This is a genomic window from Micromonospora sp. NPDC049081, assembly GCF_040648835.1.
Lineage (GTDB): Bacteria > Actinomycetota > Actinomycetes > Mycobacteriales > Micromonosporaceae > Micromonospora > Micromonospora antibiotica.
Window position 1 is genome coordinate 1 of the sequence record NZ_JBEZEK010000026.1, and the last position, 26,640, is coordinate 26,640.

At 74.5% G+C, this 26,640-nt stretch carries 20 protein-coding genes; 8 read left to right on the forward strand and 12 right to left on the reverse strand.

What is annotated here, in order from left to right; genetic code table 11:
• Positions 1-323: 323 nt before the first annotated feature.
• Complete coding sequence (locus tag AB0B63_RS27170) at positions 324-1,340, reverse strand: potassium channel family protein (protein ID WP_208565768.1); 1,017 nt, start codon at positions 1,338-1,340, stop codon at positions 324-326.
• Positions 1,341-1,614: 274 nt separating this feature from the next.
• Between AB0B63_RS27170 and AB0B63_RS27175 the strand changes: the two genes are divergently transcribed.
• On the forward strand, positions 1,615-2,229 hold the full coding sequence (locus AB0B63_RS27175) for a helix-turn-helix transcriptional regulator (RefSeq protein ID WP_357023672.1): 615 nt from the start codon (positions 1,615-1,617) through the stop codon (positions 2,227-2,229).
• Between the two features lie 136 nt (positions 2,230-2,365).
• The gene (locus AB0B63_RS27180; RefSeq protein WP_357023675.1) at positions 2,366-2,962 is read left to right on the forward strand and encodes an ATP-dependent Clp protease proteolytic subunit; all 597 of its coding nucleotides are present in this window, start codon (positions 2,366-2,368) and stop codon (positions 2,960-2,962) included.
• A gap of 215 nt (positions 2,963-3,177) precedes the next feature.
• On the opposite strand, the gene AB0B63_RS27185 is transcribed toward AB0B63_RS27180, so the two are convergent.
• Positions 3,178-4,158: a zinc-binding dehydrogenase gene (locus AB0B63_RS27185; RefSeq protein WP_357023678.1), complete on the reverse strand. Its 981-nt coding sequence runs from the start codon at positions 4,156-4,158 to the stop codon at positions 3,178-3,180.
• A 288-nt stretch (positions 4,159-4,446) separates the two neighbouring features.
• On the opposite strand from AB0B63_RS27185, the gene AB0B63_RS27190 reads away from it, so the two are divergent.
• The 5 genes from AB0B63_RS27190 (at position 4,447) to AB0B63_RS27210 (ending at position 11,373) form a co-directional block, all read left to right on the forward strand.
• Positions 4,447-6,144: a non-ribosomal peptide synthetase gene (locus AB0B63_RS27190; protein WP_357023681.1), complete on the forward strand. Its 1,698-nt coding sequence runs from the start codon at positions 4,447-4,449 to the stop codon at positions 6,142-6,144.
• Positions 6,141-7,841 carry an AMP-binding protein gene (locus AB0B63_RS27195; protein ID WP_357023684.1) on the forward strand — a complete coding sequence of 567 codons (1,701 nt, stop codon included), beginning with the start codon at positions 6,141-6,143 and terminating at the stop codon, positions 7,839-7,841. The genes AB0B63_RS27190 and AB0B63_RS27195 overlap by 4 nt, the downstream gene beginning before the upstream one ends.
• Complete coding sequence (locus AB0B63_RS27200) at positions 7,838-9,070, forward strand: condensation domain-containing protein (protein WP_357023687.1); 1,233 nt, start codon at positions 7,838-7,840, stop codon at positions 9,068-9,070. The genes AB0B63_RS27195 and AB0B63_RS27200 overlap by 4 nt, the downstream gene beginning before the upstream one ends.
• Complete coding sequence (locus tag AB0B63_RS27205; RefSeq protein WP_357023690.1) at positions 9,061-10,062, forward strand: MupA/Atu3671 family FMN-dependent luciferase-like monooxygenase; 1,002 nt, start codon at positions 9,061-9,063, stop codon at positions 10,060-10,062. The genes AB0B63_RS27200 and AB0B63_RS27205 overlap by 10 nt, the downstream gene beginning before the upstream one ends.
• A gap of 120 nt (positions 10,063-10,182) precedes the next feature.
• Positions 10,183-11,373: a cytochrome P450 gene (locus AB0B63_RS27210; RefSeq protein WP_357023693.1), complete on the forward strand. Its 1,191-nt coding sequence runs from the start codon at positions 10,183-10,185 to the stop codon at positions 11,371-11,373.
• Here AB0B63_RS27210 and AB0B63_RS27215 read toward each other — a convergent pair.
• Both AB0B63_RS27215 and AB0B63_RS27220 read right to left on the reverse strand, forming a co-directional pair.
• Positions 11,348-11,851 (reverse strand): hypothetical protein, encoded by a 504-nt coding sequence (locus AB0B63_RS27215; protein ID WP_357023696.1) that lies wholly within the window; start codon positions 11,849-11,851, stop codon positions 11,348-11,350. The two genes, AB0B63_RS27210 and AB0B63_RS27215, sit on opposite strands and share 26 nt — an antisense overlap.
• Positions 11,852-11,870: 19 nt before the next feature.
• Positions 11,871-12,497: a response regulator transcription factor gene (locus AB0B63_RS27220; protein ID WP_208565759.1), complete on the reverse strand. Its 627-nt coding sequence runs from the start codon at positions 12,495-12,497 to the stop codon at positions 11,871-11,873.
• Between the two features lie 479 nt (positions 12,498-12,976).
• Between AB0B63_RS27220 and AB0B63_RS27225 the strand changes: the two genes are divergently transcribed.
• Positions 12,977-16,525 carry a BTAD domain-containing putative transcriptional regulator gene (locus AB0B63_RS27225; protein ID WP_357023699.1) on the forward strand — a complete coding sequence of 1,183 codons (3,549 nt, stop codon included), beginning with the start codon at positions 12,977-12,979 and terminating at the stop codon, positions 16,523-16,525.
• Here AB0B63_RS27225 and AB0B63_RS27230 read toward each other — a convergent pair.
• The 8 genes from AB0B63_RS27230 to AB0B63_RS27265 all read right to left on the reverse strand — a co-directional run bounded on the left by AB0B63_RS27230 (position 16,515) and on the right by AB0B63_RS27265 (position 26,634).
• A complete protein-coding gene (locus tag AB0B63_RS27230) occupies positions 16,515-17,936 on the reverse strand; it encodes a hypothetical protein (protein ID WP_357023702.1) in 1,422 nt (473 codons plus the stop codon). The two genes, AB0B63_RS27225 and AB0B63_RS27230, sit on opposite strands and share 11 nt — an antisense overlap.
• 13 nt (positions 17,937-17,949) lie before the next feature.
• Positions 17,950-19,302 (reverse strand): hypothetical protein, encoded by a 1,353-nt coding sequence (locus AB0B63_RS27235; RefSeq protein ID WP_357023705.1) that lies wholly within the window; start codon positions 19,300-19,302, stop codon positions 17,950-17,952.
• Between the two features lie 118 nt (positions 19,303-19,420).
• Positions 19,421-20,203: a hypothetical protein gene (locus AB0B63_RS27240; protein WP_357023708.1), complete on the reverse strand. Its 783-nt coding sequence runs from the start codon at positions 20,201-20,203 to the stop codon at positions 19,421-19,423.
• 14 nt (positions 20,204-20,217) lie between these two features.
• Positions 20,218-21,633: a hypothetical protein gene (locus AB0B63_RS27245; RefSeq protein WP_357023711.1), complete on the reverse strand. Its 1,416-nt coding sequence runs from the start codon at positions 21,631-21,633 to the stop codon at positions 20,218-20,220.
• A gap of 109 nt (positions 21,634-21,742) precedes the next feature.
• A complete protein-coding gene (locus AB0B63_RS27250; protein WP_357023714.1) occupies positions 21,743-23,071 on the reverse strand; it encodes a hypothetical protein in 1,329 nt (442 codons plus the stop codon).
• A 646-nt stretch (positions 23,072-23,717) separates the two neighbouring features.
• Positions 23,718-24,266, reverse strand: coding sequence for a phage tail protein (locus tag AB0B63_RS27255; RefSeq protein WP_208565752.1), 549 nt, complete (start codon positions 24,264-24,266; stop codon positions 23,718-23,720).
• Positions 24,266-26,206: a putative baseplate assembly protein gene (locus AB0B63_RS27260; protein ID WP_208565751.1), complete on the reverse strand. Its 1,941-nt coding sequence runs from the start codon at positions 26,204-26,206 to the stop codon at positions 24,266-24,268. The genes AB0B63_RS27255 and AB0B63_RS27260 overlap by 1 nt, the downstream gene beginning before the upstream one ends.
• Positions 26,206-26,634 (reverse strand): GPW/gp25 family protein, encoded by a 429-nt coding sequence (locus AB0B63_RS27265; protein WP_357023719.1) that lies wholly within the window; start codon positions 26,632-26,634, stop codon positions 26,206-26,208. Before AB0B63_RS27265 ends, AB0B63_RS27260 begins: the two co-directional genes overlap by 1 nt.
• Positions 26,635-26,640 lie beyond the last annotated feature (6 nt).

Here is a 26,640-nt window from a genome sequence, read left to right on the forward strand (position 1 = left end):
TCCAACACCAAATCACCACCGCCAAAAACACCACCACCGACACCCCCGAACAACAACTCACCAACCTCCTCCACACCGGCGACACCTGGACGATCAGCTAGTCGCCCGTCGACACGTCGAAGTGGCCGTTCCCCGCGCAGGGGGCCGGCCACTCGTCGGTTCGGAAGACCAGCCGCGTCCGGCGCGGACCAGCCGGGATGCGGGGCGGGACAGCCAGCGTCCGGCGCGGACCAGCCGGGGTGCGGGGCGGGACAGCCAGCGTCAGGCGCGGCCAGCCGGGGTGCGGGGCGGACCAGCCGGGGTGCGGGGCGGGCCAGCCGGGGTCAGGAGCTGGTGGTGGTGGCGGTGGGTCGGTCGTCGCGGACGTGCACGAGCATGTCGCCGGTCTCAATCACCGCGCCGGCCCGGTCCGCCAGGGTGACCACCTTGCCCCGGCGTACCAGGGCGATGACCAGGGACTCCAGCTCACGGGGGGACTTGCCCACCTCGTGCCGCTCGGCGGAACGCATCGCCAGGGCCATCCCCTGCCCCGGGGTGAGCAGATCCTCCACCACGTCGATCAGCGGCGGCGCGGAGGTGGAGAGACCGAGCAGTCGACCGGCGGTCGCCGAGGACACGATCACGTGGTGCGCCCCGCTCTGCCGCAGCAGCGGGGCGTTCTCGGCCTCCCGGACCGCCGCGATGATGCGTACCTGACCGGCGGTGAGCTGCCGGGTGGTCAGCGCCACCAGCACCGAGGCGTCGTCGCTGTCGGTGGCGATGATGACGGCCTTGGCGTTGCGGACGTGCGCCTCCTCCAGCACCGACGAGCGGGTGGCGGAGCCCTCGATGGCGACCAGCCCGGCCGAGGTGGCCTGCCGCAGGGCGGTGCCGTTGCGTTCCACCACCACGATCCGGGACTTGTCCAGCCCGTTCTCCAGCAGGGCGGAGACCGCACTGCGGCCCTTGGTGCCGTAGCCGCAGATGATGACGTGGTCCTTCACGGTTCTCCTCCACCGACCCAGCCGACGGCCGGTCCGGTACTGCTCGGTCAGGACTTCCAGGGTGGTGCCGACCAGGATGATCAGGAAGATCACCCGGGCCGGGGTGATGAACAGGACGTTCACCAGCCGGGCCGACTGCTCGAACGGGGTGATGTCGCCGTACCCGGTGGTGGAGAGGGTGACCACCGTGTAGTAGAAGCAGTCGAGCAGGGTCAGCCCGTTCTCGTCCACGTCGCGGTAGCCGTCGCGGTCGAGATAGACCACCGCAACGGTGAGCAGGACCAGACCGAGGGCGGCGGCCAGGCGGAGACTCAACGCGCTGAGCGGACCGCGCCGCTGCGCCGGGAAATGGATCACGGTCGGTCCTGCTCCCCCTGGGTCGCCTGCACGAGCACAACATAGCGGTTACCAGGCAGGTCGACCCGCCGGGACGTCGACCTGCACCAACGGTGAGCACCCCGTCACCTCGTACCCGCCGGAATTAGTCGGCGGTAGCCGGGCCGGCCGGTGCGGGAGGGCCGGTGCCGCAGGCTCCCGCGCCCGCCGGTGCGGTCGGCTTGCCGTGACCCACCGGGGCCGCCGACGGGGCATGATGGGAGGGTTCCGGGACACCGGCCACGAGGAGGCCCGCATGTCGCTGCTGCGTCGGGTGATCGGCGGGGTGCTGCGCCGGGTACGGCTGCGCCAGGGCCGCACGTTGCGCGAGGTGGCCGCCGCCGCCGGGGTGTCCCTGCCCTACCTGTCCGAGGTCGAGCGCGGGCGCAAGGAAGCCTCCTCCGAGGTGCTGGCGGCGATCTGCCGGGCACTCGGCATCAACCTGTCCGACCTGCTCGAAGAGGCCCGCGACGAGCTGCGGCGGGTCGAGCGTCGGGTCCCCGTGCCGCCGGGCGGGAGCCTCGCCCGACTGGACCGGGTGCCGACCGCCCGCCAGGGCCGAACCGGACCCGGAATGACGACCGTGGGCAGGGCCGGGCCCTGGGGGACGACCGTCGGCGGGGCCGGGACGGCAACCGTCGACGGGGCCGGGACCGGGGTGACGGCCATGGGCGGGACCGGGATGACGACCGTCGGCGGATTCGGGCCCGCGACGACGACCGTCGGCGGATTCGGGTTCGGGACGACGACCGTCGGCGTGTCCGTCCGGGTGGTCGCCGTCGTGTCGACCGGGCGCCCCGCTGCGCGTACCGCCAGGGTGCCGGGACGGCGGCGGGTCGGCACGGGCCGGCGGCGGCTGCTGGTCGGGTAGGCCGGCCGGGTTCTGCCGAAGGCGGATCTGCCGGGGGCAGAAAGGCTGGGGCGGTGGCCGCCCGACGGCGCAGGCTGGACCCGCCGGTCCCCGGGCGGAGCGAGGTCGCCCGCCGGCAACGCGGAGGGTGGTCACCATGATCGGGTACGACGTGCGCATGCTGGACGGCGGGCAGCCGGCCTTCGGCGACCAGGTCTTCGAGCGGCTGCTGCGGGAACGGATCATCTTCCTGGGCACCGAGGTCACCGACGCCTCGGCCAACCAGATCTGTGCGCAGATCCTGCTGCTCGCCGCCGAGGACAGCAAGCGGGACATCTATCTCTACATCAACTCACCGGGCGGTTCGGTCAGCGCCGGCATGGCCGTCTACGACACCATGCGGTACGTCCGCAACGACGTGGCGACCCTGGCGTTGGGGTTGGCCGGGTCGATGGGGCAGTTCCTGCTCTGCGCCGGGGCGGCAGGTAAGCGGTTCGCCCTGCCGCACGCGCGGGTCATGATGCACCAGCCGTCCGGGGGGATGGGTGGCACCGCCGCCGACATCACCATCCAGGCGGAGAACATGCTGCACGTGAAGCGGACCATGCAGGAGCTGATCGCCGAGCACAGCGGGCGCACCCTCGACGAGATCCAGGCCGACTGGGACCGGGACCGGTGGTTCACCGCCGAGCAGGCCCGGGATTACGGCCTGATCGACCAGGTCCTCACCCGGGTCGACCAGCTCCCCGGCTGACCGTCACCGCCCGGGACGACAGTCGACCGTGGGCGCAGCCGACGGGCGGGAACTGCCGACGGCCGACGGCTGGTGCCGCCGGCCGCGCGTCGGGTCGGGGTTCCCGGCGGAGGTCCGCCGGGAACCCCGAGCGCTGCCGGCAGCCCGCCGGGCCGGCGGGCAGCCGTGGAAACCGGCGGCGTCCCGGCCACCGGTGGCGGGGACCGCGCCCCGGATCACCCGCCGACGGTCAGCACCACCTTGCCCAACGCCCGCCGCCCCTCCAGGTCGGCGTGCGCGACGGCCGCCTCCGCCAACGGGTACGTCGACACCAGCGGACGCCACCAGCCACGACCACCCAGCTCCACCGACCGGGCCGCGAGCCCCGCGATCCCGCCCGGCCGGCTGCGCAGCCGTTGCCCGAGCCAGCCGGCGGTCAGGCTGCGCTCCACCAGGTCCGCCGTGCCGACCCGGGTCGGTTCCCCCGCCGACCACCCGAACATCACGAACCGGCCGCCCGACGCCGTCGACTCCAGGGCGGCCCGGCCCAGTGCCCCGCCCACCCCGTCGTACACCAGGGTCGGCCCACCGGTCCGTGCCCGGACCAGGTCCGTCCAGTCAGGCCGGTCGTAGTCGACCACCACGACGTCCGCGCCCAGCTCACCGAGCCGGGCCGTGCGTCGGGCACCCCGGGCCGCAGCGACCACCGTCGCGCCGACCGTCCGGGCCGCCTGCACCAGCAGCCAGCCCATCCCACCGGCCGCCGACAGCACCAGCACCACGTCGTCCGCCGTCGGCGGCTCCAGCTCGAAGACACCGAGGGCGGTCCGGCCCGTCCCGACCAGGGCCACCGCGTCGGCGAACCCCGTCCCCTCCGGTACGACGTGCAGCGACTCGACCGCGGTGACCGCCTGCTCGGCGTACCCGCCGGGGACCATGCCCAGGTGGGCGACGACCCGCCGCCCCCGCCACACCTCGTCCACCCCGGCCCCGACCAGGTCGACCGTGCCGGCGACCTCGCGACCCGGCACGGTCGGCAACGCCGGCAGCGGGAGCGGGCCGCCCGCCTCGCCCCGGCGCAGCGCGGTGTCGAGCAGGTGGACCCCGCTGGCCGCCACCGCGATGCGCACCTGCCCGGGGGCCGGTGCTAGGTCGGGCAGGTCGTCGAGGACGAGATTGGTGGCGGGACCGAACCGGTGGAGGCGAACAGCGCGCATGTCCCCATCCGACAACCTGAACCGGACGTGAGGTCAAGGGCCGGTCAGGGCTCGGCAGTGATCATGGGGAACCCGGCGCAGGCACGCCGGTGGTCGTTCGGGTCGCCGGAGCACCAGCTGACGGTCGAGCCGCCGACCAGGTCGGCGTAGGCGGCGTCGTCGAAGAGGGGGACGGCGCGTGCACCTTGACCGGCCCGCACCGTCGTGACAGCCTCACGGATAGATCATTGTCCATGGTCAGGTGAGTCGACGAGGGGGTCGCCGTTGCGCGACAGGGACGTCGTCCCGGTGAGCGACCGGGTGTCCACACTCGCCCGCCGGTTCCCGCACCGGGTGGCCCTGGCCGACCGGACCGGGGAGGTCACGTACGCCGAGCTGGACCAGCGGGCGGACGTGCTCGCCGACACGCTGTCCGGGGCCGGCGTCGGGCCGGCGACGGTGGTGGCGGTCGTCCTGGAACGCGGCGTTCCCCTCGTCACGGCGGCCCTCGCCACCTGGCGCAGCGGGGGCGTCCTGCTACCCCTCGATCCGGCCAGCCCGCCGGCCTGGAACCAGTCGGTCGCGACGGCGGCGGACGCCACGGTGCTCGTGTCGACGTCCGTGCTGCACCGGGCCCCCGGCATGCGCCAGGTGGACCCGACGCGGCCGGCCGCCGGGCCACCGCGACCGGGAGGCCGGTCCGCTGCCGGCGACCCGACCGGGCTGGCGTACGTCATCCCCACCGCCGGCACGACCGGCACGCCGAAGCTGGTCATGATCGGCCACGACGCGGTCGCCAACCTCATGGCCGCGCAGCAGCGCTGGTTCGGTGACCTCGGCGACGACGCCCGCGTCCTGCTCCATGCCAGCCCGGTGGCGGACGGCTGGATCTTCGAACTCCTCCTCGGCCTCGGTGCCGCCTGCCGGCTGGAGGTCGTCGACCGGGATGCACTGGTCGGTGCGCCGCTGGCGCGGCTGCTCGCGGAGCGGGCCGTCACCCACGCGGTCCTGCCCGCCGCCGTGCTCGACTCCCTGCCGGACGACGATCTCCCCCGGCTACGGACCCTGCTCAGTGTGGGCAGTCCGTTGGCACCGGCCACGGCGCGGCGCTGGATCGACCGGTGCGAACTGGTCAACGGTTACGGCCCCACCGAGGCCACCGTGGCCAGCACCCTGCACCGGGTCAGCCGGGCGGACACCGACGGCGAGCGCATCCCGATCGGCCGGCCGATAGCCGGATACGACGTCCTCGTCGTCGACCCCGACGGCCGGGTCGTCGCCGACGGGCAGCCGGGCGAGATCGTCATCGTCGGCCGTGGCGTCGCCCGCGGCTACCTCAACGCCCCCGAACTCACCGCCGCCCGGTTCGGGCAGGTCGACGGCGACTCGTCCTACCGCACCGGGGACCGGGGCCGCCGGGACCCCGACGGCCTCGTCCACCTGCTCGGTCGGCTGGACGCGCAGGTGAAGGTCCGGGGCTTCCGGGTCGAGCCGGCCGGCGTCGAGGCCGCGCTGCTGCGGCTGCCCGGGGCCCGCTCGGCGGCCGTCTCCGCCGTCGCGGCGGACGCCGGCCCGGTCTCGCTCGTGGCACACGTCGTACCGACGCCGGGCTACCGACCCTCCGGTACGGCGCTGCGGGCGGCCCTGGCCCGCGCCGTCCCCGCCCACCTGGTGCCGGACCTGGTCGTGGTGGTGGACGCCCTGCCGCTCACCGCCGCCGGGAAGGTCGACCGGCGACGGTTGGCGGTACCGGCCGGGTCCCGACCACCGCACACCCCGACCGAACGCGCCATCGCCGCGATCGTCGAGGAACTGGTCGGCGTCGACGGGGTCGGCCTGGACGACGACCTGACCGACGTGGGCTGGCATTCGCTGCTGACCACCCAGGTCGCGTTCCGGATCGAGCGACGGCTGGGCATCCGGCTCACCCTGGAGGAGATCGTGCGGGCCGGCACGATCGGGCGGATCGCGGCGGTCGCCGCCGACCGGGCACCGGACCCCCGATGACCGGCGGACCAACCGTGCCCGGCCTGCTGCGGCAGCGGGCGGCGGACACACCGGACGCCGCCGCCCTGTGCCACCCCGACGGCGCGACGCTGACGTTCGCGCAGTGGGACCGGTCGGCGGACGCGCTCGCCGCCGCGCTCGTCGACGACGGGCTACGGGTCGGCCAGCGGGTGGCGTTGCTCTTCGACGAGCGGGAGTGGTTCGGGTACGCCACCGCGTTCTGTGGCGTGCTGCGGGCCGGTGGGGTGGCGGTGCCGCTGTCGGCCCGGCTCCCGCCGGGACAGCTCGTCGAGCGGGTCAGCGTCGCCGGGGCGGTCGGGATCATCCGGGAAGGCTGCGCCGTCCCCCCGGAGCTGGGCGGCTGGCAGCGCGGGCCGGCCGGGACCGCAACCGACGCCGTGCCCGACCGGGCGACCCCGGACGGCGCAGCCCAGATCATCTTCACCTCGGGGACCGAAGGGTCGGCCAGGGCGGTCGTCGCCACCCACGGCAACCTCACCCACGGGCACGACACCGCACCCGGCCGGCGGCAACTCGCGCACTCCCGCTATTTCCTGCACGCCTTCCCCATCGGGACGAACGCCGCCCAGACCATGCTCCTCACCGGCCTGGCCGCCGAACCCGCCGCGCTCGTCGTGCCCCGGTTCGACGCCGCCGAGGTCTGCGCCGCCGTCGAGGAGTTCCGGGTCGGCACCCTCTTCCTCGTCCCGTCGATGGCCCGGGAGCTGCTGGACTCCGGCGAACCCGACCGTCGTGACCTGTCGTCGCTGGTGCTCGTGGGAACGACAGGCGACGTGCTGCCCGCCGCCGTCGCGCGGGCCCTCGGCGACGTCCTGCCGTACGCCACCATCGTCAACACCTACAGCTCGACCGAGGCGGCGCCGGCCCGCACGACGATGGTGTTCGACAGTCGACGCCCGGACGCGGTCGGTCGGGGCACCGTGCGGATCACCGACGACGCCGGCCGGGAGGTCGCTGCGGGCGAGGTGGGTCAGGTCTGGATCGGCTCCGACGCCCCACCGCGCCGCTACCTCGACGGTGGTGACGCCGCGACGTTCCGCGACGGTTGGACCCGCACCGGTGACCGCGGCCGGCTCGACGACGAGGGCTACCTGCACCTCACCGGCCGCGCCGCGTCGACCATCCACTCCGGCGGCACGAAGGTCTCGCCGTTCGCGGTCGAACAGGCGCTGCACGGGCACCCCGACGTCCGGGACTGCGCGGTGCTCGCCCTCGCCGATCCGGTGTTGGGCGAACGGCCCGCCGCCGTGCTGGTGACCCGTACCGGTGCCGTACCGGCGGACCTGCGGGCCTTCCTCGCCGGCCGGCTGTCCGGCGCGGAGATCCCGCAGCGGATCGTCTGTGTGGACGCGTTGCCGCGCAACGACGGCGGCAAGGTGGTCACCCGGTCGCTGCGGGACCTCTTCCCGCCGGCCGGATCGACGCCCGCCGCCGCCCCGGTGACCGTGGTCGAACGACGACTGGCCGACATCTGGGCGACCGTGCTGGGCGTGGCCGCCGTGGGCCGCGACGACGACTTCCTCGCCCTGGGCGGCAACTCGATGTCGGCGTTGCGGCTGGCCCGTCTCGTCTCCGACCAGTTCGCGGTCGCCACGCCGGTGTCGGCGCTGTACGCCCGGCCGGGCCTGGCCGCGCAGGCCGCCTGGATCGCCGACCGGATGTCCGGGTCACCGTGACGCAGTTCGTGCCGACCTCGCCGCTGCAACGGGGCATCTGGTTCAACGAGCAGCTGGTCGCGCTCGGGTCGGCGTACACGGTCGCGGTCACCGCCCACCTGCGCGGCCCGGTCGACGTGGGCCGGCTGGCGCGGGCCTGCGCGGCGCTGGCCGCGCGGCATCCGCTGCTGACCGCCGGCTGCCACAACCTCGACGGCCTGCCCTGGCTGGCGGTCGGCGAGCACCCGCTGACGCTCGCGGTCGAACCCGCCGCCGACGGGACCGTCCGCGAGCGGGTCGAGCGGGCCTGCCGCACCCGGTTCGACCTGTCGGCCGGGCCGCTGGCCCGGGTCTGGTGGTTCCCCCTGGGGAACGGAGGTGGGGTGCTCGTCCTGGCCGCCCACCACCTGATCGTCGACGGCCGGTCCAAGGACATCCTGCTGCGGGACCTGGCCGACCGCTACGGCCCCGACGCACCGGCGGTGGCGGCGCAGCCGGCCGGACCCGGGTACACGATGCCGCCGGAGCACCTGGTCGTCGCGGCCACCGAATACTGGTGGCGGAACCCGCCACGCCCGGTCGAGCTGCCCCGCGACGGCGGGGTACGCCCCGGCGACACGGTCGTCCGCGCGCTGACCCCCCGGACCCGTACGAGGCTGGCCGAGGCGGCCGTCGCACTGGACGCGACCCGGTTCGAGCTGCTGCTCACGGTGCTCGCCAACTGCCTCGCCCCCGACGACGGGCCCACCTCGATCGCGATCGAGCTGTCGGTGCGTACGCCGGCCGAGGCGGACCGGATCGGCATGTACGTCAACGAGCTTCCGCTCACCCTCCCCACGCCACCGACCGGCTCGTACGCGGCGGCGCTGACGACCGTCCGCGCCGGCCTGCGGGAGCTGTACGCCCACCGGACGGTCCCGTTGGCGATGTGCCGGCCCGGGACACGGCCGTTCCTGGCCACCGCCGCCGTCTCGGTCAGCTACCGGCGGATCGCCCCCGGCCCGGTCTTCGCCGGCGTCGCCACCACGGTGGACTGGTCGGCGTTCAACGGGGTCGCCCGCAACGCCCTGCACGTCATGATCGCCGACGGCGAGCAGACCCACGTCACGTTCCAGTTCCCGGCGGCGGCCGGGGCACGCCGACGGGCCGACGCCCTGATCGACCGGGTCCTGGTGGTGCTGGACCGCAGCCTCACCGCGCCGCAGGCGACCCTGGTCCGGCCGCAGGAGGAGCCGCCCCCGTGGACCTGAGCCTGTTCTTCTTCTCCGCCAGCGCCGACGACGCCCATGACCTGCTGCTCGACAGCGCACGGTTCGCCGACGACCACGGCTTCGCGGCGGTCTGGACGCCGGAGCGGCACTTCCACGAATTCGGCGGCCCCTACCCGAACCCGGCGGTGACCGGTGCCGCCGTCGCGGCGGTCACCCGGCGGGTCGGTGTCCGCGCCGGCAGCGTCGTGCTCCCCCTGCACGACCCGTTGCGGGTGGCCGAGGAGTGGGCGGTCGTGGACCGGATCTCCCACGGCCGGGCCGGGGTCGCGTTCGCCTCCGGTTGGCACGCCGTCGACTTCGTCCTCGCCCCCGACCGGTACCCGCACCGCAGGTCGGCGTTGCCGGAGCTGATCGACGAGGTGCGTTCCCTGTGGCGGGGCGGCACCACGCCACGTCCCGACGGCGTCGGCGGTCGCGTCGACGTCGAGGTCTTCCCCAAGCCGGTGCAGGCCGACCTGCCGGTCTGGATCACCAGCGCCGGTGACCTGGCCACCTTCGAACTCGCCGGGCGGCTCGGCGTCGGCGTCCTCACCCACCTGCTCACCCAGAGCCTCGACGAGCTGCACACCAAGATCGAGCGGTACCGGCAGCTGCACCCCGGGCAGGGCCGGGTCACCCTCATGCTGCACACCCTGGTCGGGCCGGACGACCAGGGCGTGTCCGCCCTGGCCCGGGAGCCGATGACCCGCTACCTGCGGTCCTCGCTCGACCTCGTGGCGGGGATGCTGCCCGGCTCCCCTTTCCACGACTCCACGATCACCGACGACGAGGCGGACTTCCTCATCGGCCGGGTGCTCGACCGGTTCCTGGCCGAACGAGGGCTCTTCGGCTCGGTGCCGACCTGCGCCCGTACCCTGCGCCGGCTCGCCGAGGCGGGCGTGGACGAGGTCGCCTGCCTGATCGACTTCGGCCTGCCGGCGGCGGCGACCAGATCCGGCCTCACCCACCTGGCCCGACTGGTCGGGCGGTGACCCCGGCGGCGGACCGGCGCCTCTGCGTACCGGCGGCGTCAGCGCCACCGGACCCCCGGCGGGGCCGGTGCCCGCGTCGGGGGGTGCCCACACCCACGTCCGCCGATCGAAGGAGCGCTGATGGACGACGACCTCCCCGCATTCCCGCTGCCGCCCGCGTCGGGGCTCGCTCCCGCCGCCGACTTCGCCCGTCGACGCGGGCAGTGCCCGTTCGGCCGCGTCCGGCTGCCCAGCGGCGACAGCGCGATCCTGCTCGTCCGGCACGCCGACGTCGCCGCCGCCGTCAGCAGCCCCGCGCTGTCCCGCAACCACCTACTCGCCGACGCTCCCCGGCGCAGCGGCGAACCCAACTTTCTCTACGACCCGGACCTGCTCATCAACCAGTCCGAGCGGTCCCACACGGCGGTGCACCGGGTCGCCACCCGGGCGATGGACCACGCGCGGGTCGCCGCCCACCTGCCGGTGGTCCGGCAGGTGGCCGACTCCCTCGTGGACGCGATGACCGCCGACGGTCGCCGCGACGGTGACCTCGTCGTCGGGTACACCGACCGGCTCCCGCTGCTGACGATCACGCGGCTGCTCGGCATTCCGCCCGAGGACTGCGACAGGATCCGCCGCTGGTCGGGGGCGTACACCCACTCGCATCCCGGCACGCCGCAGGAACGGGCCCGGCTCGTCGCCGAGTTCGGCGCATACGTGCGTGGGGTCGTCACGGGCGGGTCGGACGCCGCGCTGCTGGCCGACCTGGTCGACCCACCGGACACCGCCACCCGGCTCCCGACGGACGAGCTGGTCAGCCTGACCAGGCTGATGCTGTCGGCGGGGGTCGAGGCCCCGGCGACCGTGCTCGGCCGGGCGATGCTACGGCTCCTGGGGGACGACGCGGCGGACTGGCGGACCTTCGTCCGGCACGGCACCGACCCCACGGCGCTGGCCGACGAGCTGCTCCGCCTGGTGTACGCCGGCAACGTGGCCGCGCTGCGGACCGCGACCACCGACCTCGTGCTGCCCTCCGGCACCGTGCCCCGGGGCACGGCCGTGCTCCTCGCCTGGATCTCGGCACTGCACGACCCGGAGGTCTACCAGCAGCCGGAGGCGCTCCTGCCGCACCGCAGCGGCCCGAAGTTCGTCGGGTTCGGCGGGGGCCGCCACTACTGCCCGGGTCGACGGCTCGGCCGGGCGATCCTGGCGGTGGGGCTGGAGCGGCTGCGGGCCCGGTTGCCCGGCCTGCGCCTCGCCGCCGACGGGCCGTTCCCCATCGCGGAGCGGGAGGTGGGTGGGGTCGTCACCACGTTGCCGGTGCGCTGGTAGCGCCGGACACCACGTCGGCCGCCTCGGGCAGGTGGTCGGCGAGGGCGGTGAACTGCGCCCGGGTCAGGTACGACGGGTTGGCCGCCTGTGGCTGGCGGAACACCTCCAGCCCGGCCAGTCGGGGGTCGGCGCGCAACCGGTCCCGGTGCAGCCGTCGTGGCTCGGGCAGGACGGTCAGGTCCATGGGCACCGTCCAGGGCGCGCGGGCCTCCCCGCCGGGCACCGGCTCGCCGGTGAGCCGGCCGATCCCCCAGACGCCGTACGGCAACCGTCCCCGGCTGCCGCTGGCCCAGAACACCACGGGCTGACCGGCCCGCATCAGCCGGGCCCGGTAGCCGGGGCGTACGCACCAGCCCGTCACCCGGGGGTCCCGGGCGAACCGGCCGGCGAGGTCGACCAGGTCCGCATTGCCCTTGATCAGCCAGGCGCCCAGGTCGTCCCGGGTCACCTGACGTTCGTCGGTGCGTGCGTGCGGCACGTCGGGTCCTCCTCGGCGGTCAGATCAGCCCCTCCCGGACCGCGTAGGCTACCGCGTGGGTGCGGTTGCGCAGCTGGAACCGGCTGGTGATGTCGTGCAGCACGTTCTTGACGGTCCGCTCCGAGTAGCTCAGCCGGGTCGCCACCTCCCGGGTGTCCATCCCGTCCGCCACCAGCCGCAGGATCTCGCTCTCCCGCACCGAGAGCCCGTTGACGTCGATGCCGCGCGGGGCGAGCACCGTCTGCTGGAGCCGGGTCACCTGCTTGACCAGCAGACCGAGCACCTCCGGGGGCATCGCCGCCCCGCCGGAGGCGGTGCTGACCACGAGTTGGGCCAACCGGTGGCCGGTCGCCTCGGTGCGTGAGGCGAGGGCGCGTACCCCCAGCTCCACGGCGGGGATCAGCGCCGAGTCCGACTCGACGGCGGCGACCAGCACGAAGCGCCGGCAGCCCAACCGGCGTACGGCCCTGAGCACGTCGAGCGTGTCCCGGTCGAGGGTGTCGGCGGCGACCACACCGACGGTCTCGGCGGTGATCATCTGCGCGGGTACGACCTCGATCTCGGCCCGGCCACGCAGCGCCGCGGTGATCCCGGCCGTGGAGATCGGGTCGGGGGTACGGATGTAGGTCTGGGCACGTCCGTTCATGGCGGTTCCTTAGCTTCCGGGCTGAGGCGGGCGTCGGCTGCCAGGCTGACGCTCAGCAGGGGCAGATCGGTGGTCCGGAGGCCGGTGCCGAGCGGTTCCGTGACCGGGTGGGAGTCGCTTCGCCGAGATGGACACCGGCCAGCGGGTGGTGCCGGTGCCCGTCGTCCACGGTAGAGACGGCGGTCGGTCGCGCACTGGAGGCCGGCTGGACGCCGGCAGATAGACATCCTTGCCGGGTGACAACGTTTTGAGCTGCTCAAATGCCCGTGCGTCCACAAGTGAGTGATGGGGGCACCGGCAGAACCGGCAGAACCGTTGCCCCGAAGGGCGGGCGGCCCTGCCCCATCGGCAGGTTTGACCTGCGGGTAGCCCGGTGATTCAGTGGCGAAGATCATGGTCATCCGACCGGTCAACCGGCAGAATCATGTGCTGGCAGCGCTGGTGGGACAGGCGCGCAGCCATGACAGGGAGGCCCGTTGATGGCCGACAGCGGTGGTGAGATCCGACGACGACGACTGGGTGCCGGACTGACCCAGGAGCAGCTGGCCGAACGGGCGGGAATCAGCGTCCGGGCGGTGCGCGACATCGAGCAGGGCCGGGTCCGCAACCCCCGGGCCGAGTCCCTCCGGCGGATCGCCGCCGCCGTCGGTCCGCCGCAGCTGAAGCCACCCGGCCCGGCGCCACCCGTCGCCACGCCGGCACCGACCCTGCGCATCGACGTGCTGGGGCCGCTGCGCATCCAGGTCGGCGTCGAACCGGTCACGCTCGGCTCCAACCGCCAACGGATGCTGCTCGGCCTGCTCGCCCTGCACCCGGACGCGATCGTGTCCCGCCACGAGATCGTCGACGTGCTCTGGGGTCACGACCCGCCGGACAGCTGCCTCAACCTCGTCCACACCTACGTCGCCCGGTTACGTCGGGTGCTGGACCAGCCCGGCGGCCCCGCCGCCACCATCACCCACGTCGGCGGCGGCTACCGGTTGAGGGTCGACCCCGCCCAGCTCGACCTGAGCCGGTTCGCCGCCGCGATCGAACGCGCCGAGGGCAGCGTCGCGGGCGACCTGCCGAGCCTGGACCGGCTGGCCGGGGCACTGGCGCTGTGGCGGGGGCCGGTGCTGGCCGACGCGGCGCCGAGCCTGACCCAGCACCCGACCGCCGCCGCCCTGAACCGACGTCGCATCGCCACCGCCGTCACCTACGCCACGCTCGCCGTCGACCTGGGCCTGCCCGACCGGGCGGTCCGGGAACTGCACGCGGTGGCCAGCCACGAACCGCTGCACGAGCAGGTGCACGCCCGGCTGATGCTCGCCCTGGCCGCCTGCGGCCAGCAGGCCCGCGCGTTGGCCCTGCACCGCGACCTGCGCGACCGCCTCGCCGAACAGCTCGGCGTGGAGCCCGGCCCGGAACTGCGGGAGGCACAGCTGCGCATCCTGCGCCAGGACCTGCCCCGGATGGTCACCCACCCGGGCGGGCCGGTGACCGGCACCGCGTCGGCACCCCGCCTGACCGAGGTGGCACCGCGCCGGCCCGAGGTGGCGCAGCCGACCCCACCGTCGCGCCACCGGTCACCGGCGCAGCTGCCGCCCGACGTCGCGTACTTCACCGGGCGCAGCACCCAACTGGCCGCCCTCGACGCGCTGCTGGTCGGGGCGACGGCGGCCCGGGGGCCGGTGGTCATCTCCACCATCACCGGGATGGCCGGGGTCGGCAAGACCGCCCTGGCGGTGCACTGGGCGCACCGGGTCCGCCGGCACTTCCCCGACGGGCAGCTCTACGTCAACCTGCGTGGCTACTCGACGGCCAGCCCGGTCCGCGAGTCGGAGGCCCTCGCCGGGTTCCTGCACGCGCTCGGGGTGCCGGCCGACCAGGTGCCGGTCGACCCCGGGCAGGCCGCCGCGCTGTTCCGCACCATGCTGGACGGTCGCCGGATGCTGGTGCTGCTGGACAACGCCGCCAGCGCCGACCAGGTCCGCCCGCTCCTGCCGGGGGCCGCCGGCTGCCTGGCGCTGGTCACCAGCCGGGACCGGCTCAGCGGGCTCGTCGCCGTGGACGGAGCACGCCGGCTCGACCTCGACGTCCTCACCGTGGACGAGGCCGGCACCCTGCTCACCCGGATCATCCCGCCCGACCGGGTGGCCCGCTCAGGTGAGATCGCCGAACTGGCGACGGTCTGCGCCCGGCTGCCGCTGGCCCTGCGGATCGCCGCCGCCAACCTGATCGACCAGCCCCAACAGTCGATCAGCGCGCACACCGCCCGGCTGACCGCCGGTAACCAACTCGCCGGCCTCCGTGTCGAGGGAGACGACCAGGCGGCCGTCCGGGCGGCGTTCGACCTGTCGTACGCCGCGCTGCCCGCCCCGGCCCGCCGGCTGTTCCGGCTGCTGGGCACCGCGCCGGGGACGGACGTCACGGTGACCGCCGCCGCCGCCCTGGCCGGGATCGGTGAGCCGACCGCCGCACACGAGCTGGACCGGCTCGCCGCCGCGCACCTCGTCCAGCAGGTCACCCCCGGCCGGTACGCCTTCCACGACCTGCTGCGGCTCTACGCCCTGGAGCGGGCCACCGCCGAGGACCCCGCCGCGCAACTGCGGTCCGCCGTCCGACGCCTCTACGGCTGGTACCGGCAGCGCACCGACGCCGCCGCCGCCACGATCTATCCCCACCTGGTGCGGTTGCCGCCCGACGGGGCCGAACCGCACCCCGATGGGTCCCCGTTTCCCAGCTCAGCCGGGGCGATGGCCTGGCTGGAGGAGGAGCACACCAACCTGATGCGGGTGATCGCGCACGCCGCCGAGAACGGGGCCGACCCGGCCGCCTGGCGGATCCCGGACGCGCTGCGCGGCTACTACCAGTTCCGCCCGCACAGCGACGGCCTGGTCGCCGCGACCAGCGCACTGCACGCCGCACAGCAGGTCGGCGACCATGCCGGTGAGGCCGCGAGCCGGCTCGGGCTGGCCAGCCTGCATCTACGCCGTGGCGAGTACGCGGTGGGTCTGTCCCACGCCACCGCGATGATCGACGCGGCCCACCGGGCGGCCTGGCCCGAGGGGTTGGCGGCGGCGTACGGCACCTGTGGGCTGCTGCACCTGCGGGCCGGCCGGCTGGCCGAGGGTGCCGAGTTGACCCGGCTGGCGGTGAGCATCCACGAACGCCTGGGCGGCCCCGAACGGCTCAGCACCAGCCTCGGCAACCTCGGGGTGATCTACCGGGACATGGGGCGGCTCCGCGAGGCGGCCGAGGTCTTCCGGCAGTCCCTGGCGCTGACCCGCAGCACCGGGATGTGGATGAGCGCCGGGATCAGCCTGAGCAACCTGGGCGAGGTCCAGCACGCCCTCGGCCAGCACGGCGAGGCTCTCGACCACCTGCGGGAGGCGCTGGATCTCAGCCGGCGGACGGGCTACCGGCCCACCGAGACGGAGAGCCTGCGCCGGTTGGCGGCGCTGCGGGTGCAGACCGGCGACCTGGGCCCGGCGACGAAGCTGGCCGACGAGGCGCTGGCCCTCGCCGACCTGATCGGCGACACCGCCCAGCAGGCTGCCGCCCGCAACGTGCGCGGCGCGATCCACCAGCGCAACGGTGACCCGGCGGCGGCCATCGAACACCGGCGGGCACTCGAACTCGCCCGGGCCGGTGGTGCCCGGGGTGAGGAGGTCGAGGCGCTCATCGGGCTGGCCGAGGTCTTCGGCGACACCGACCCGACGGAGGCGGTCGCGTTGGCCCGGCAGGCCCGGACGGTGGCCCGCGCCGCCGGCTACCGGGTCTGGGAGGGGCACGCCCTGGTGGCCGCCGCCGAGGCGATGCGGAACACCGACCCGGTGACCTCGGCGCGGACCGCCGAGGAGGCGCTGGCCACCCACCGGGAGACCGGGCACCTGCTCGGTCAGGTCCGGGCGCTGCGGTTGCTGGTCGCGCTCGGCCCGGCCGGTGGCGTCGACGCCGCCCAGCAGTCGGCGTACCGGCGGGAGATCACCGAGCTGTCCCGGCGGGTCCGTCCGGTGGTCGACGAGGACCTGCCGGTCAGCCCGTGACGGTGAAGTGGCGGCGGCTCTCGTCGTCCAGCGGGGTCAGGGTCGGCCGGCCGCCGTCGTCGGTCCGGAGCGCCAGCAGGCCCTCGACCGGGGCGTCGTCCTGGTGCGACGCGTGCCACCTGATCCGCAGCTCCGGCCCCCGGTCGTCACCCCCCGGCTCCCACCGGGGGGTGAGGGCCAGCCGCACCGGGGATCCGGTGCTGTTGCGTACGGCGTCGGGGCCGCCCCGGCCGGGTCCGCCGTCGACCCCGGCCACCAGCAGCGTGACCTGCCGGAAGCCGACGTGCCGACGCCCCCGGTGCCACAGCACCGGCCACGACTCCCGGTTGGCCGTCGGGTCGTCACCGTAGTGGGCGTCGATGCCGACATCGTCCCCGTCGGTCCGGTGGGTGACGCTGCGGTCGACGCCGACCGGGGCGACCAGGTAGCGGTGCATGGTGCACCGGAGCCCCAGCAGCAGCCGGACCGTGCCCCGGAGGGCGGGCCCACCGTGGTAGGTCAGCAGCACCGCACCGGGGTCCGCGGCTGCGGTGTCCAGCATCGCCGACCGTGCCTGACCGGCGGCGTCGCGTACCGCCAGGGTCTGTGGACCGTCCAGGTCGTGGAAACCGGTCACCGTGACGGTGTCGTCGACGTAGGGCGTGGGGTGGGCCTGCGGCAGCTCGGCCGGCGCGGCGGTGAGCCCGGTCGCGTGCCACGCCGGGCGGCCACCGCCGGGCCGGCGGGCGGCGTGCACCGGCACCGCAGGCCGGTCGTGCACCCCCGCGTTGACCGGGGTGACGAGGAAGTGGGTACGGGTGGCCAGCGACTGGTCGGCCACCTCGAAGAGCCCGTCGCTGTGCACCAGGAACGAACCCACCTCGTCGTGTTCCGGGGTCAGCTGGACCCCACCGACCGTGGTCTGCTCGTGGTGCACCCGGTAGCCGATCCGGATCGCCGGCACCGTGCCGTGGGCGGCCTCCAGCCGGGCGGTGAAGACCAGCGAGCCGACCTCGTTGAACTTGTTGAACGGGTTACGGCCGGCCCCGACGGCATGGGGCGACACGCTCAGGTCGGTGATCCCCCAGCAGGGGAAGTGCGACAGCGCGCTCTGTCGGAGCACCAGCGCCCCCACCCCGACGTCGGCCACCACGTAGTCGAAGGTGGTGAACCGGACCAGCAGGTCCACACAGACCCGCTTCGGGCCGGCCGGGCCGGATCGACGGCGCAGGTAACGCAACCAGTAGGAGTGCTGCCGTTGCTGGTCGCCACGGACCATGCCGGTGCCGGCGAGGTGGGGCTGCGCCGGGGAGATCAACTCCCGCAGCGTCGCCTGCTCCGGGAAGCCCGCGCCGCCGAACCCGGTCACCGTGAAGGCGTCGCCCACCGGCTCGTCGGGCCGGTATCCGGTCAGCCGTATCCGACCAGGCACAGTTTGTCTCCGCTCAGCTCAACACGGTCAGATGCTGGTAGGTCTGCTCGTCGGCGAAGCGGACCACCGGCCCGCCGGAGGCGTCCACGGTGATCAGGAACGCGCCACCGACCGGCACGGCGGGGCCGGCGGCCGGGCCCACCGCCTCCTCGGACCAGCGGACCAGCAACCCCGGCACGTCGTCGTCGGTGCCCTCGTACCACTCGGGGACGAACCGCAGCCGCGACCCGACCGGCCCGGTGCGGGCGGCGGCCCCGGCCGGGTCGCCGTCGTCGGGCAGGGGACGCAGCGACACGTCGACGAACCCGGGGTGCCGGCGGCCGTGGTGGAAGACGACGGCGTCGGCGAACTCGTTCTGCTCGATCAGGTAGCAGCAGGTGCGCAGGTGCAGCGCCAGGCGGGCCCGGACCCGGCCGGCCCGGCGGTCGTCACCCCGGTCACCGGCGCGGGCGTACTCCACGATCATCCCGTCGTCGCGGATGTCGCCGCCCATCGACGCGCTGTACCAGCGGGGGTGGCCGGTGTGCCAGACCCCGATCTGGTCGGGGCCGGCGACCCGCTCGAATCCCTGCACCTCGACCGCGCCCCGGCGGGCCCGACCGGTCGACATCCGCATCGCGGTGACCGGCGGCGGGGCCGTGACGCCGGTCGCCCGGTAGACGGTGAGGCTGCGCCCGGGTGGCGGCTCGGCCCCGACGATCGGCCGGTCGTGCACCGACCCGCTGACCGGGACGAGTCGCCACGACGAGCACCCGGACGTCCCGGACGCCGGCTCCAGGGTGATCCCGCCGTCGCTGTGCACGGTCAGCGCCCCGGTCTCCTCGTGCCCGGGGGCGTACCCGTCCCCGACGATCGGGTTGGCCACGTGCCGCACCCGGTGCACGACCCGGATCGCCGGCACCGCGACGCCCGTGCCGGCGGCGGGAACGAACCCGATCTCCGGCTCGAAGACCAGCTGACCGGCGTCGTTGAACTTGTTGAACGGGTTCCGGCCACCGGCCCCGGTGTCCCGTAACGAGATGCTGAGATCCTCGATGCCCCACAGGCCCGGCACCGGCAGCGTCGACCGGGGTGAATACCGGTCGGTGCCGGGTCGGACCTGGTAGGGGAAGGTGTTGAACCGGATCACCAACTCCACCGCCACCAGCTTCGGGTGGCCCGGACCCGGGCCCCGGTAGCGGTACCGCAGCCAGTAGCAGTGCCGCCGGGTCAGGGTGCCCCGGTCCAGCCACACCGCGCCGTCCTGCTCGTCCGGCCACAACTCGTCGGCGAGGAACTCCCCGACCGGCAGGGCGGCGTCGCGGAAGCCGGTCACGGTGAACCGGTTGCCGGAGAGTTCCTCGGGCTCGTACTCGATGGTGGTCACGGCGTGGTTTCCCTCTGTCCGCCCGGTCGGGGGTCCGGGGTCGTGGCGGTGACCGGTGGGTCCGTGGGGTGGGGCGGACGCCGGGCCGGCAGGCGGGGTGCCGACCCGGCGTCGGCGGTCACACCAGGTCGTACTCGCGGGCCAGGTACTGGAACTTCTCGTCGATCAGCACCGTGGCCAGGACCCGCTGGTCGGCCTCGGAGAGATCGTCCACCTCGTCGTCCAGCACGCGGTCGAGCACCTCCCGGGCGGCAGCCGGGTCGAGGTCGGCCAGCGGTTCCGGCGACGACGCGTCCGGCTCCGGCTGCTCGACGGGGTACGCCGACCCGCCCGACCCGTCGTAGTGCGGCCCGTCAGGACCCGGCAGCTCGTCGCCCGGCCCGTCGTAGCCCTGCCCGTCGTAGCCCTGCCCCTCGTAGCTCGGCCCGTCGTAGCCCTGCTGGTGGTAGCCCGGCTGTTCCTCGCCCTGGCCGTCGTAGCCCGACCCGTCGTGGGCCTGCCCGTCGTACGGGTGCTGGTCGTCAGCCTGCCCGTCGTAGCTCTGCTGGTCCTGCTCGGCGGCCTGATGGGCGGCGGCCACCCAGTGCTGGGTCACCGAGTCGATCATCCGGGCCATCTCCGCCACCGGCTCACCCAGCTCGTCGACGGCGAAGACCTGCACCGGCGCGAGGGAACTGGCCTGGTGGTAGACGGTGTCGTAGAAGTCGGCCAGCCAACCGTTGCGCTGGTACCAGTCCGGGTCGCCCCAGCCCTGCCCGAGCAGGTCGGGCAGCAGCTCCCAGCCGGTCTCCGGCTGCTCGGCGATGATCCGGTGTGCACTGACGACCGCCCAGCTCAGATAGGCGTACGAGTCGTCCAGGCCGGCCGGGCCGGTGGTGTCGAAGGTCTCTGGATAGTTCATCGCTCGTCTCCCGCTCAGCCCGTGACGGTGAAGTACTTGTTGCTGTCGGCGTCCAGCAGGCGCAGCACCGGGCTGCCCGACTGGTTGACCCCGAGCCGGAACTGACCCTTGTTGCGGTGGCTGCGGGAGCGGCCCTCGGCACCGGCGTGTTCGGCGGCCCAGTCGATCCTGAGCTGCACGCCGACCTGCCCCTCGACCTCCTCGACGTACGGCCCGAAGAACAGCGTCGACTCCTCGTGGTGCCGGTTCTTGACCGCGTCGACGTCGTACCGTTCGCCTTTCTCCCCGACCACCGCCGCCTCGCCGCGCCCCACCTCCAGCACCCGCAGGGAGACGTCGCGGAAAGCGGTGTACCGCACCCCGTTCACGTAGACGATCTGCCGGTTGCCCTGGTTGTCCGGTGCGGTGAGGTAGGGCACCAGGGTGAACCGCAGCAGCAGCAACGCCCTGATCTTGGTGCGGACCTTCCGGCCCAGCACGGCACCGTCGCGGACGTACTCCAGTCGCAGCGCCGCCTCGTGCCCGTCGGCCTCCGCCGCCGAGGCGACGACCGGCTGCTGGCCGTTGTTGAGGACGGTGATGGTGTTCGGGCCGTTCATCCGCTCGAAGCCGATCACCTGCATGCCCCGGTGCTCGTGCGGGTCGAGCATCCGGCCACCGTGGTCGATCCCGCCCAGCTCGATGCGCTGGGCGTTGAGCACGGTGGTGGTGCCCGCCTGGCCGACCTGGTCGACCCGGGTCGGGCGCTGGTGCACGCTGCCGCTGAGCGGGGTGATCCGGAAGTGCTTGTCGGTACGCCCCTCACCGTGGTTGATCTCGAAGCTGCCGTTGCTGTGCACCAGGAACGCGCCGGCGTCGTTGTGGCTCAACCCGAGGGGTGCGCCGAGCAGGTTCTTCGCCTGGTGCTGCACCCGGTAGTTGATCCGCAGGTGGGGCATACCGTCGTGGGCGACGGCCGCGTCGAAGGTCAGGCTGCCGGACTCGTTGAACTTGTTGAACGGGTTGCGCCCCCGGCCGGTCGGCATCAGCGACACGCTCAGGTCGGTGATCCCCCAGCACGGGTAGTCGCGCAGGACCGCCCGTTCCTGCGCGGTGGGGCCGTCGTCACCGTTCTTCGGCACGTAGTCGAAGGTCGTGAAGCGCACCAGCAGCTCCACACAGACCCGCTTCTTGTCCGTGACGCCGATGCCCCGGCGCAGGTAACGCAGCCAGTAGACGTGTTGCCGGGACTGGCCGCCCCGGACCATGACGAGCTGGCCGTTGGCGATCGGCGCCGGTGAGATCAACTGGTTCAGCGGCACTTCCGTCGGGAAGCCGGCGTTGCTGAACCCGCTGACCTGGAACACCCCGTCTGTCAGCCCCTTGGCCTGCCCCTGCGCGAACCCGATCATGTTCGCGGTGGTGTTCAGGGCGATGGCGACTTCTGTCACGGATACACCTCCGACGTGGGACCGTCGGGCCCGTTGGCCGACGGTGGTGGTGGTTGTCAGGTGCCGCTCCCCGGGGCCGCGCCCCGGCGTCACCCGCTGCCCGGCACGCTCACTCCCGGGCGAAGAACTCGAATTCGCTGACCGTCACGTCGGTACCCTTCTCGGCCCGGTGCACGTCGGTGACCTGGATCTGCACGCTGGTGACCCCGTCGGCCCCGTCGAGGGTCAGCGTCTGCGGTTCCCCGGTGTCCTCGATGGCCAGGGTGTCCGACCGGTTGGTGGAATAGACCAGGTGCAGGGTCTTCGGCCGGTGCGACGCGGTGTAGTCCTCGGCCGTGCCGGCGGTCACGATGAGCCGCTGGAGGTCGACCTCGGCCGCGAAGCGCAGGGTGACCGTCGGCGGCTTCTCGGCGTCCCAGCGCACCTGCCAGTGCGTGTTGCGGTACTGGTCGACGCTGAGCGCCGGCCCGTGGTCCCGTACCGACGCGCCGCCGGTCACCTCGACCGGCCGGACGGCCACGAACCGTGGGTTGATCTTCCGGTCGGCCCAGTCCCGCGCCCCGGTCACCGGCCCGGAGACCGCACCGTTGATCCGTTCCCGCAGCGGCGGATAGATCAGGTAGGCCACCCCGATCGCGAAGAGCAGCACCGCGGCGACCGCGTTCGACCGCTGGTAGATGGAGTGCAGCACGCCGCCGACCCCACCCGCCCCGCCACCGCCGGGGGTGCCGGGGCGGGCCCCGGCGGCGGTGACCCGGGGGCCCCGTCGCGGCAGCAGGCGCTGCCACCAGCGGCGGCGGGCCACCTCGGCGGTACGCAGCGAGTCCCCGCACCGGCTACAGAACCGGCGGGTCGGCACGTTGCCCTCACCGCACTCGCCGCAGACCAGGTCACCGGGTTGCAGGCGTCGGGTGGGCGGCTGGTGGCTGACGGTCGCCGCCCGGGGGCGTACCGCCTGCGGACTGACCTCTTCGGGTCCGGTCGTCGCCGCGGCGGTGGTCGCCCGCCGCGCGCCGACCCGCCCGCCGGTGGTGGTCGACCCGGGCGGCGCGGGGTCGGCCGGTCCCTCGGCCGCGACCAGGGCACTGGTGTGCGGCGCGGCGCGCGGGTCACGGCGGGCCGGGGCGGTCGGCAAGCGGGCACCCGCCACCCCGGGTGGCGGTGGCGGCAGCCGACGCGGCGGCACCGCGACCTGCGTCGCGGTGGTGTCCGGGGTGCCGTCCTGCGCCGACGACGCGTCGGTGGACGCCGCGCCGGTGCCGGCCGACCCGTCGACCGCCGGCGGGGCGGGCGGACCACCGGGTAGTCCCGCCGGGCCGGACGTCGGCGGGCCGGGACGGGCCGCCCGGTCCGGCAGCCGGGCCGCCGGCACGCCCGGCGGTGGCGGAGGCAGCCGGCGCGGCGGCACCGTCACCGCCGCCGGCCCGTCGCCCGCCACGACCTGCGCGGCCGACCCGCCGGCACCACCCGGCGGCAGGCCCCCCGGCGGGCGTGACCCCGGGGGTACGGGCCGCGCCCCGGGAGCGCCGGCTCCCGGCGGGGCGGAGCGCACGACCGGCGGACCCGACCCCGGCGGACCCGGCCGCGACCCGGGCGGACCCGACCCGGGCGGACCGGAGCGGCCCCCCGGCGGTGTCGTCCCCGACGGACCGGGACGCACTCCGGGCGGTGTCGTCCCCGGCGGACCGGGATGCGCTCCGGGCGGACTCAGGCCGGGTGGCCCGGGACGCACCCCGGGCGGTGTCGTCCCCGGCGGACCGGGACGCACCCCGGGCGGACCCGCACCAGGCGGCCCCGGACGCACCCCGGGCGGGCCGGGACGCAGACCCGGCGGGCCACCGGCCGACCCCCGGCCCGTCCCGTCACCGACCCGCACCACACCCTCGTCGACCGGGGAGCCACCCGGGGCCGGAGCGATCACCCCGGCGATGCGCTGCAACAGCGTGGGCTTCTGCCGGAACTCCTGCTCGGCCTCCCGTACCGTCTCGACCGGGATCTTCGGCGCGGTCTTCTCGCCGGTCCACTCCAGGAAGCTGCCGCAGGAACCACAGAAGGTGTCCGCGTCACCGTTGTGGTTCCCGCACTCACGACAGATGATCACGGTCGAGCACCTCCAGGGTCGTCGTCACGTGCGCCGGTACGACCGCGCGGCACAACTCGTCGAGGGCGTGCCCGGCGACCCTCCCGGGCTCGGCCACCCACACCCGTACGTGCACCCGGGCCGGCGGCAGCGCGGCCGGCGACGGCTCCGGCCGGGTCGACCAGGACACCCCGGTCGAGTCGAGGACCTCCACCTCACCCCCGGTGGCCAGCTCCAGGGCCATCTGCAGCCCGGCGACCGTCCCCCGCAGCCGGTGCGCGGCGACCGCGCCGGCCACCATCGCGCGTTGCCGCTCCACCGGCCAGTTCTCGTCGAGGTGGGCACCCACCCAGGCACCGAGCCAGAGCAGGAAATCCGGCGGGGCCAACCACGGGTCCAGGTACGCGTCGAGACAGTCCAGCGTGGACACCACCGGCGCGAGCACCTGGTCCAGCCCCTCGGTCCAGCGCACCAGCAGGTCGTCCTCCTGCAACAGGGCGGGCAGGAAACCGGCGATCGGGTACGGCATCGCCACGTCGACCGGGCCGCGCATCAGTGCTCCTCCACCCGGAGCTGGTGGTCGAAGGAGAAGACCAGGCTGTCCGGTTCCAGGTCGATCCGGCCGGCCTCGGTGCCCCGCTCACCGGTCACCGGGTTGGCGGTGAACAGCCGCAGGTCCTCCACCAGCTCCACCCCGCGTACCCGCTGCAGCACGGCGAAGAGTTCACCGGCCTGCACCGGACGCCCGAACGGCCAGCCCCGACCGTCCGGGCCACCGCCGGCCAGCGGGCTGAGGAAGCCGTACAGGGCGGCCAGGCCCTCCTCCCGGACCCGCTCGACGACGACCCGGGGCCGGGCGACGACCCGGGCCACCACGGTCACCCCCCGGTAGCGGGGTGGCTCGACGACCACCCGGGTGCCGATCAGCCGCGTCTCGTCCAACCGGCCGGCCACCCGGGCGAGGCTCGACTCGGCCGGGATCAGGTCCTCCAGCCGCAGCCGCCCCTCCTCGGCGGGGGCTGCCGGCACCACCAGCAGCCGCGCCACCGGCGGCCCGTCCCCGTTGCTCGGCACGCAGCGGACCCGGGCCAACTCCGGGGCGGCCTCCCGGGCCAGCACCTCGTGGTCCTCGGCGGTCACCGCGCGACTGCGGCTGCGCAGGGTCAACGGGCCCCGGCGACGCGCCTCGTCCAGGGTCTCGCCGTCCACCCCGCCGCTGGCCGGGTGCCGGTTCTCCACCCCCGCCACGTACGGGATCGAGGCACGTAGCGCGGTGATCGCGCCGACGCCGACGTTGCCCCGGCTGCCGCCGCCGACCGCGTACCGGCGCAGCCGCAGCCGACCGCCCCGGGGTGGCACCGCGCCGTAGCGGCGCAACGTGCCGTCGGGTTGCCGGACGGCCGGGCCGAACACCACCTCACCGGCCACCCCGTCGAGCAGGAAGTGCCGGTCCCCGGGGCCGCTACCGGCGAAGTGCTCGACCGGCGACCACCGCTGCCAGCCGTCGTCGGAACTGACCTCCAGCACCGGGTCGCCGAAGCCGGCCAGCACCGGCCGGCGGGTCAGCGTGAACCGCTGGCCGGGCACCCCCTCGGAGTCGCCGAGCTCCTCGTCGTCCACCAGGTCGGCGTGCACCGCCTCGGTGGTGCCACCGACGGTGTTCGCGGCCAGCCCGAGGACCACCGGGGAGGCGCTGTAGCCGGGCTGCCCCTCCTGCGGGGTCACCACCCGGGCCCGCAGCCAGCCGGCCAGCACCCCGTCGACCAGGCTGGCCTGGTGCCCGTCGGGCACGTGCAGCAGGATCGCGCCGGGCCGGTTCAACGCACCGGTCTCGTCCAACCCGACCTCACAGTCGAGCCAACCGTCGGCACCGCGCGCCTCCCAGCGCAGCGGCGGGTGCAGCGGGTTGACCCCGACACCGTCGACCCGGCCCTCGAACTCCAGCCGCACCGCGCAGCCACCCACCGGCCGGTCCAGCCCGATCAGCAGTTCGTCGCCGGGCTGCGGCACCGGGGAGAACGCCACCACCGGCCCACCCAGTTCCAGGGCGCCGGTCTGGTCGGTGACCCCGTCGGCGGTCCGGACCCGCAGCTGGGTCAGCACGCACGGCGGCACGGCGAGGTCGGCGAGGGTGGCGAAGACCAGCGGGTCCCCGCCGTCGGCGACGGTCACCGCCCGGGTCCCCGCCGGGACGAGCTGGGTGGCGCGGGCCGGCGTGGACAACCAGAACGTCAGGGTGGTCCGGGCGGCCGTGGGCGGCACCAGGCGTACCCCGATCAGCTCCAGGAACTTCACGTAGAGCCGGTCGGGCACCCGGTTGAGCCGGTAGATGAGCTGGTCGGTCAGGGAGGCGAACGTCTCGATCAGGGTGATCCCCGGATCGGCGGGGTGCAGGTCCGTCCACTCCGGGCAGCGGTCGGCGATCAACCGGCGGGCGTCACCGACCAGGTCGTCGAAGCCCCGGTCGTCGAGGTCGGGGGCGGGCAGTGCCATCAGCCGAGCACCCCCGACCCGGTCAGTTCCCGGTCCCCGGGCAGGGTCTGCAGGTTGAGCCCGAGGGTGCCGGGCTCGTCGGTGTCGCGTACCCGGTAACGGACCTCGATGTGCAGCAGCCCATCGCCACCGGCCGGGTCCTCGGTGACGGTGACGTCGTCGATCTCGACCCGGGTCTCCCAGCGTTCCAACGCGGCGCGCACCTCCACCGCCACCGCCCGCCGGGTATGCCCGGTGACCGGCTCGAAGACGAAGTCCCGCAGCCGGGAGCCGAACTCCGGGCGCATCGGACGCTCACCCGGGTAGGTCGCCAGGATCACGCACATCGCCTGCTCCAGCAGGGCGGTACCACTGATCATGGCGAGTCGGCCGTTGGGCTGGACCCGCAGCGGAAAGGCACACCCGGTGCCGATGACGTCGGCCTGCATGGCACT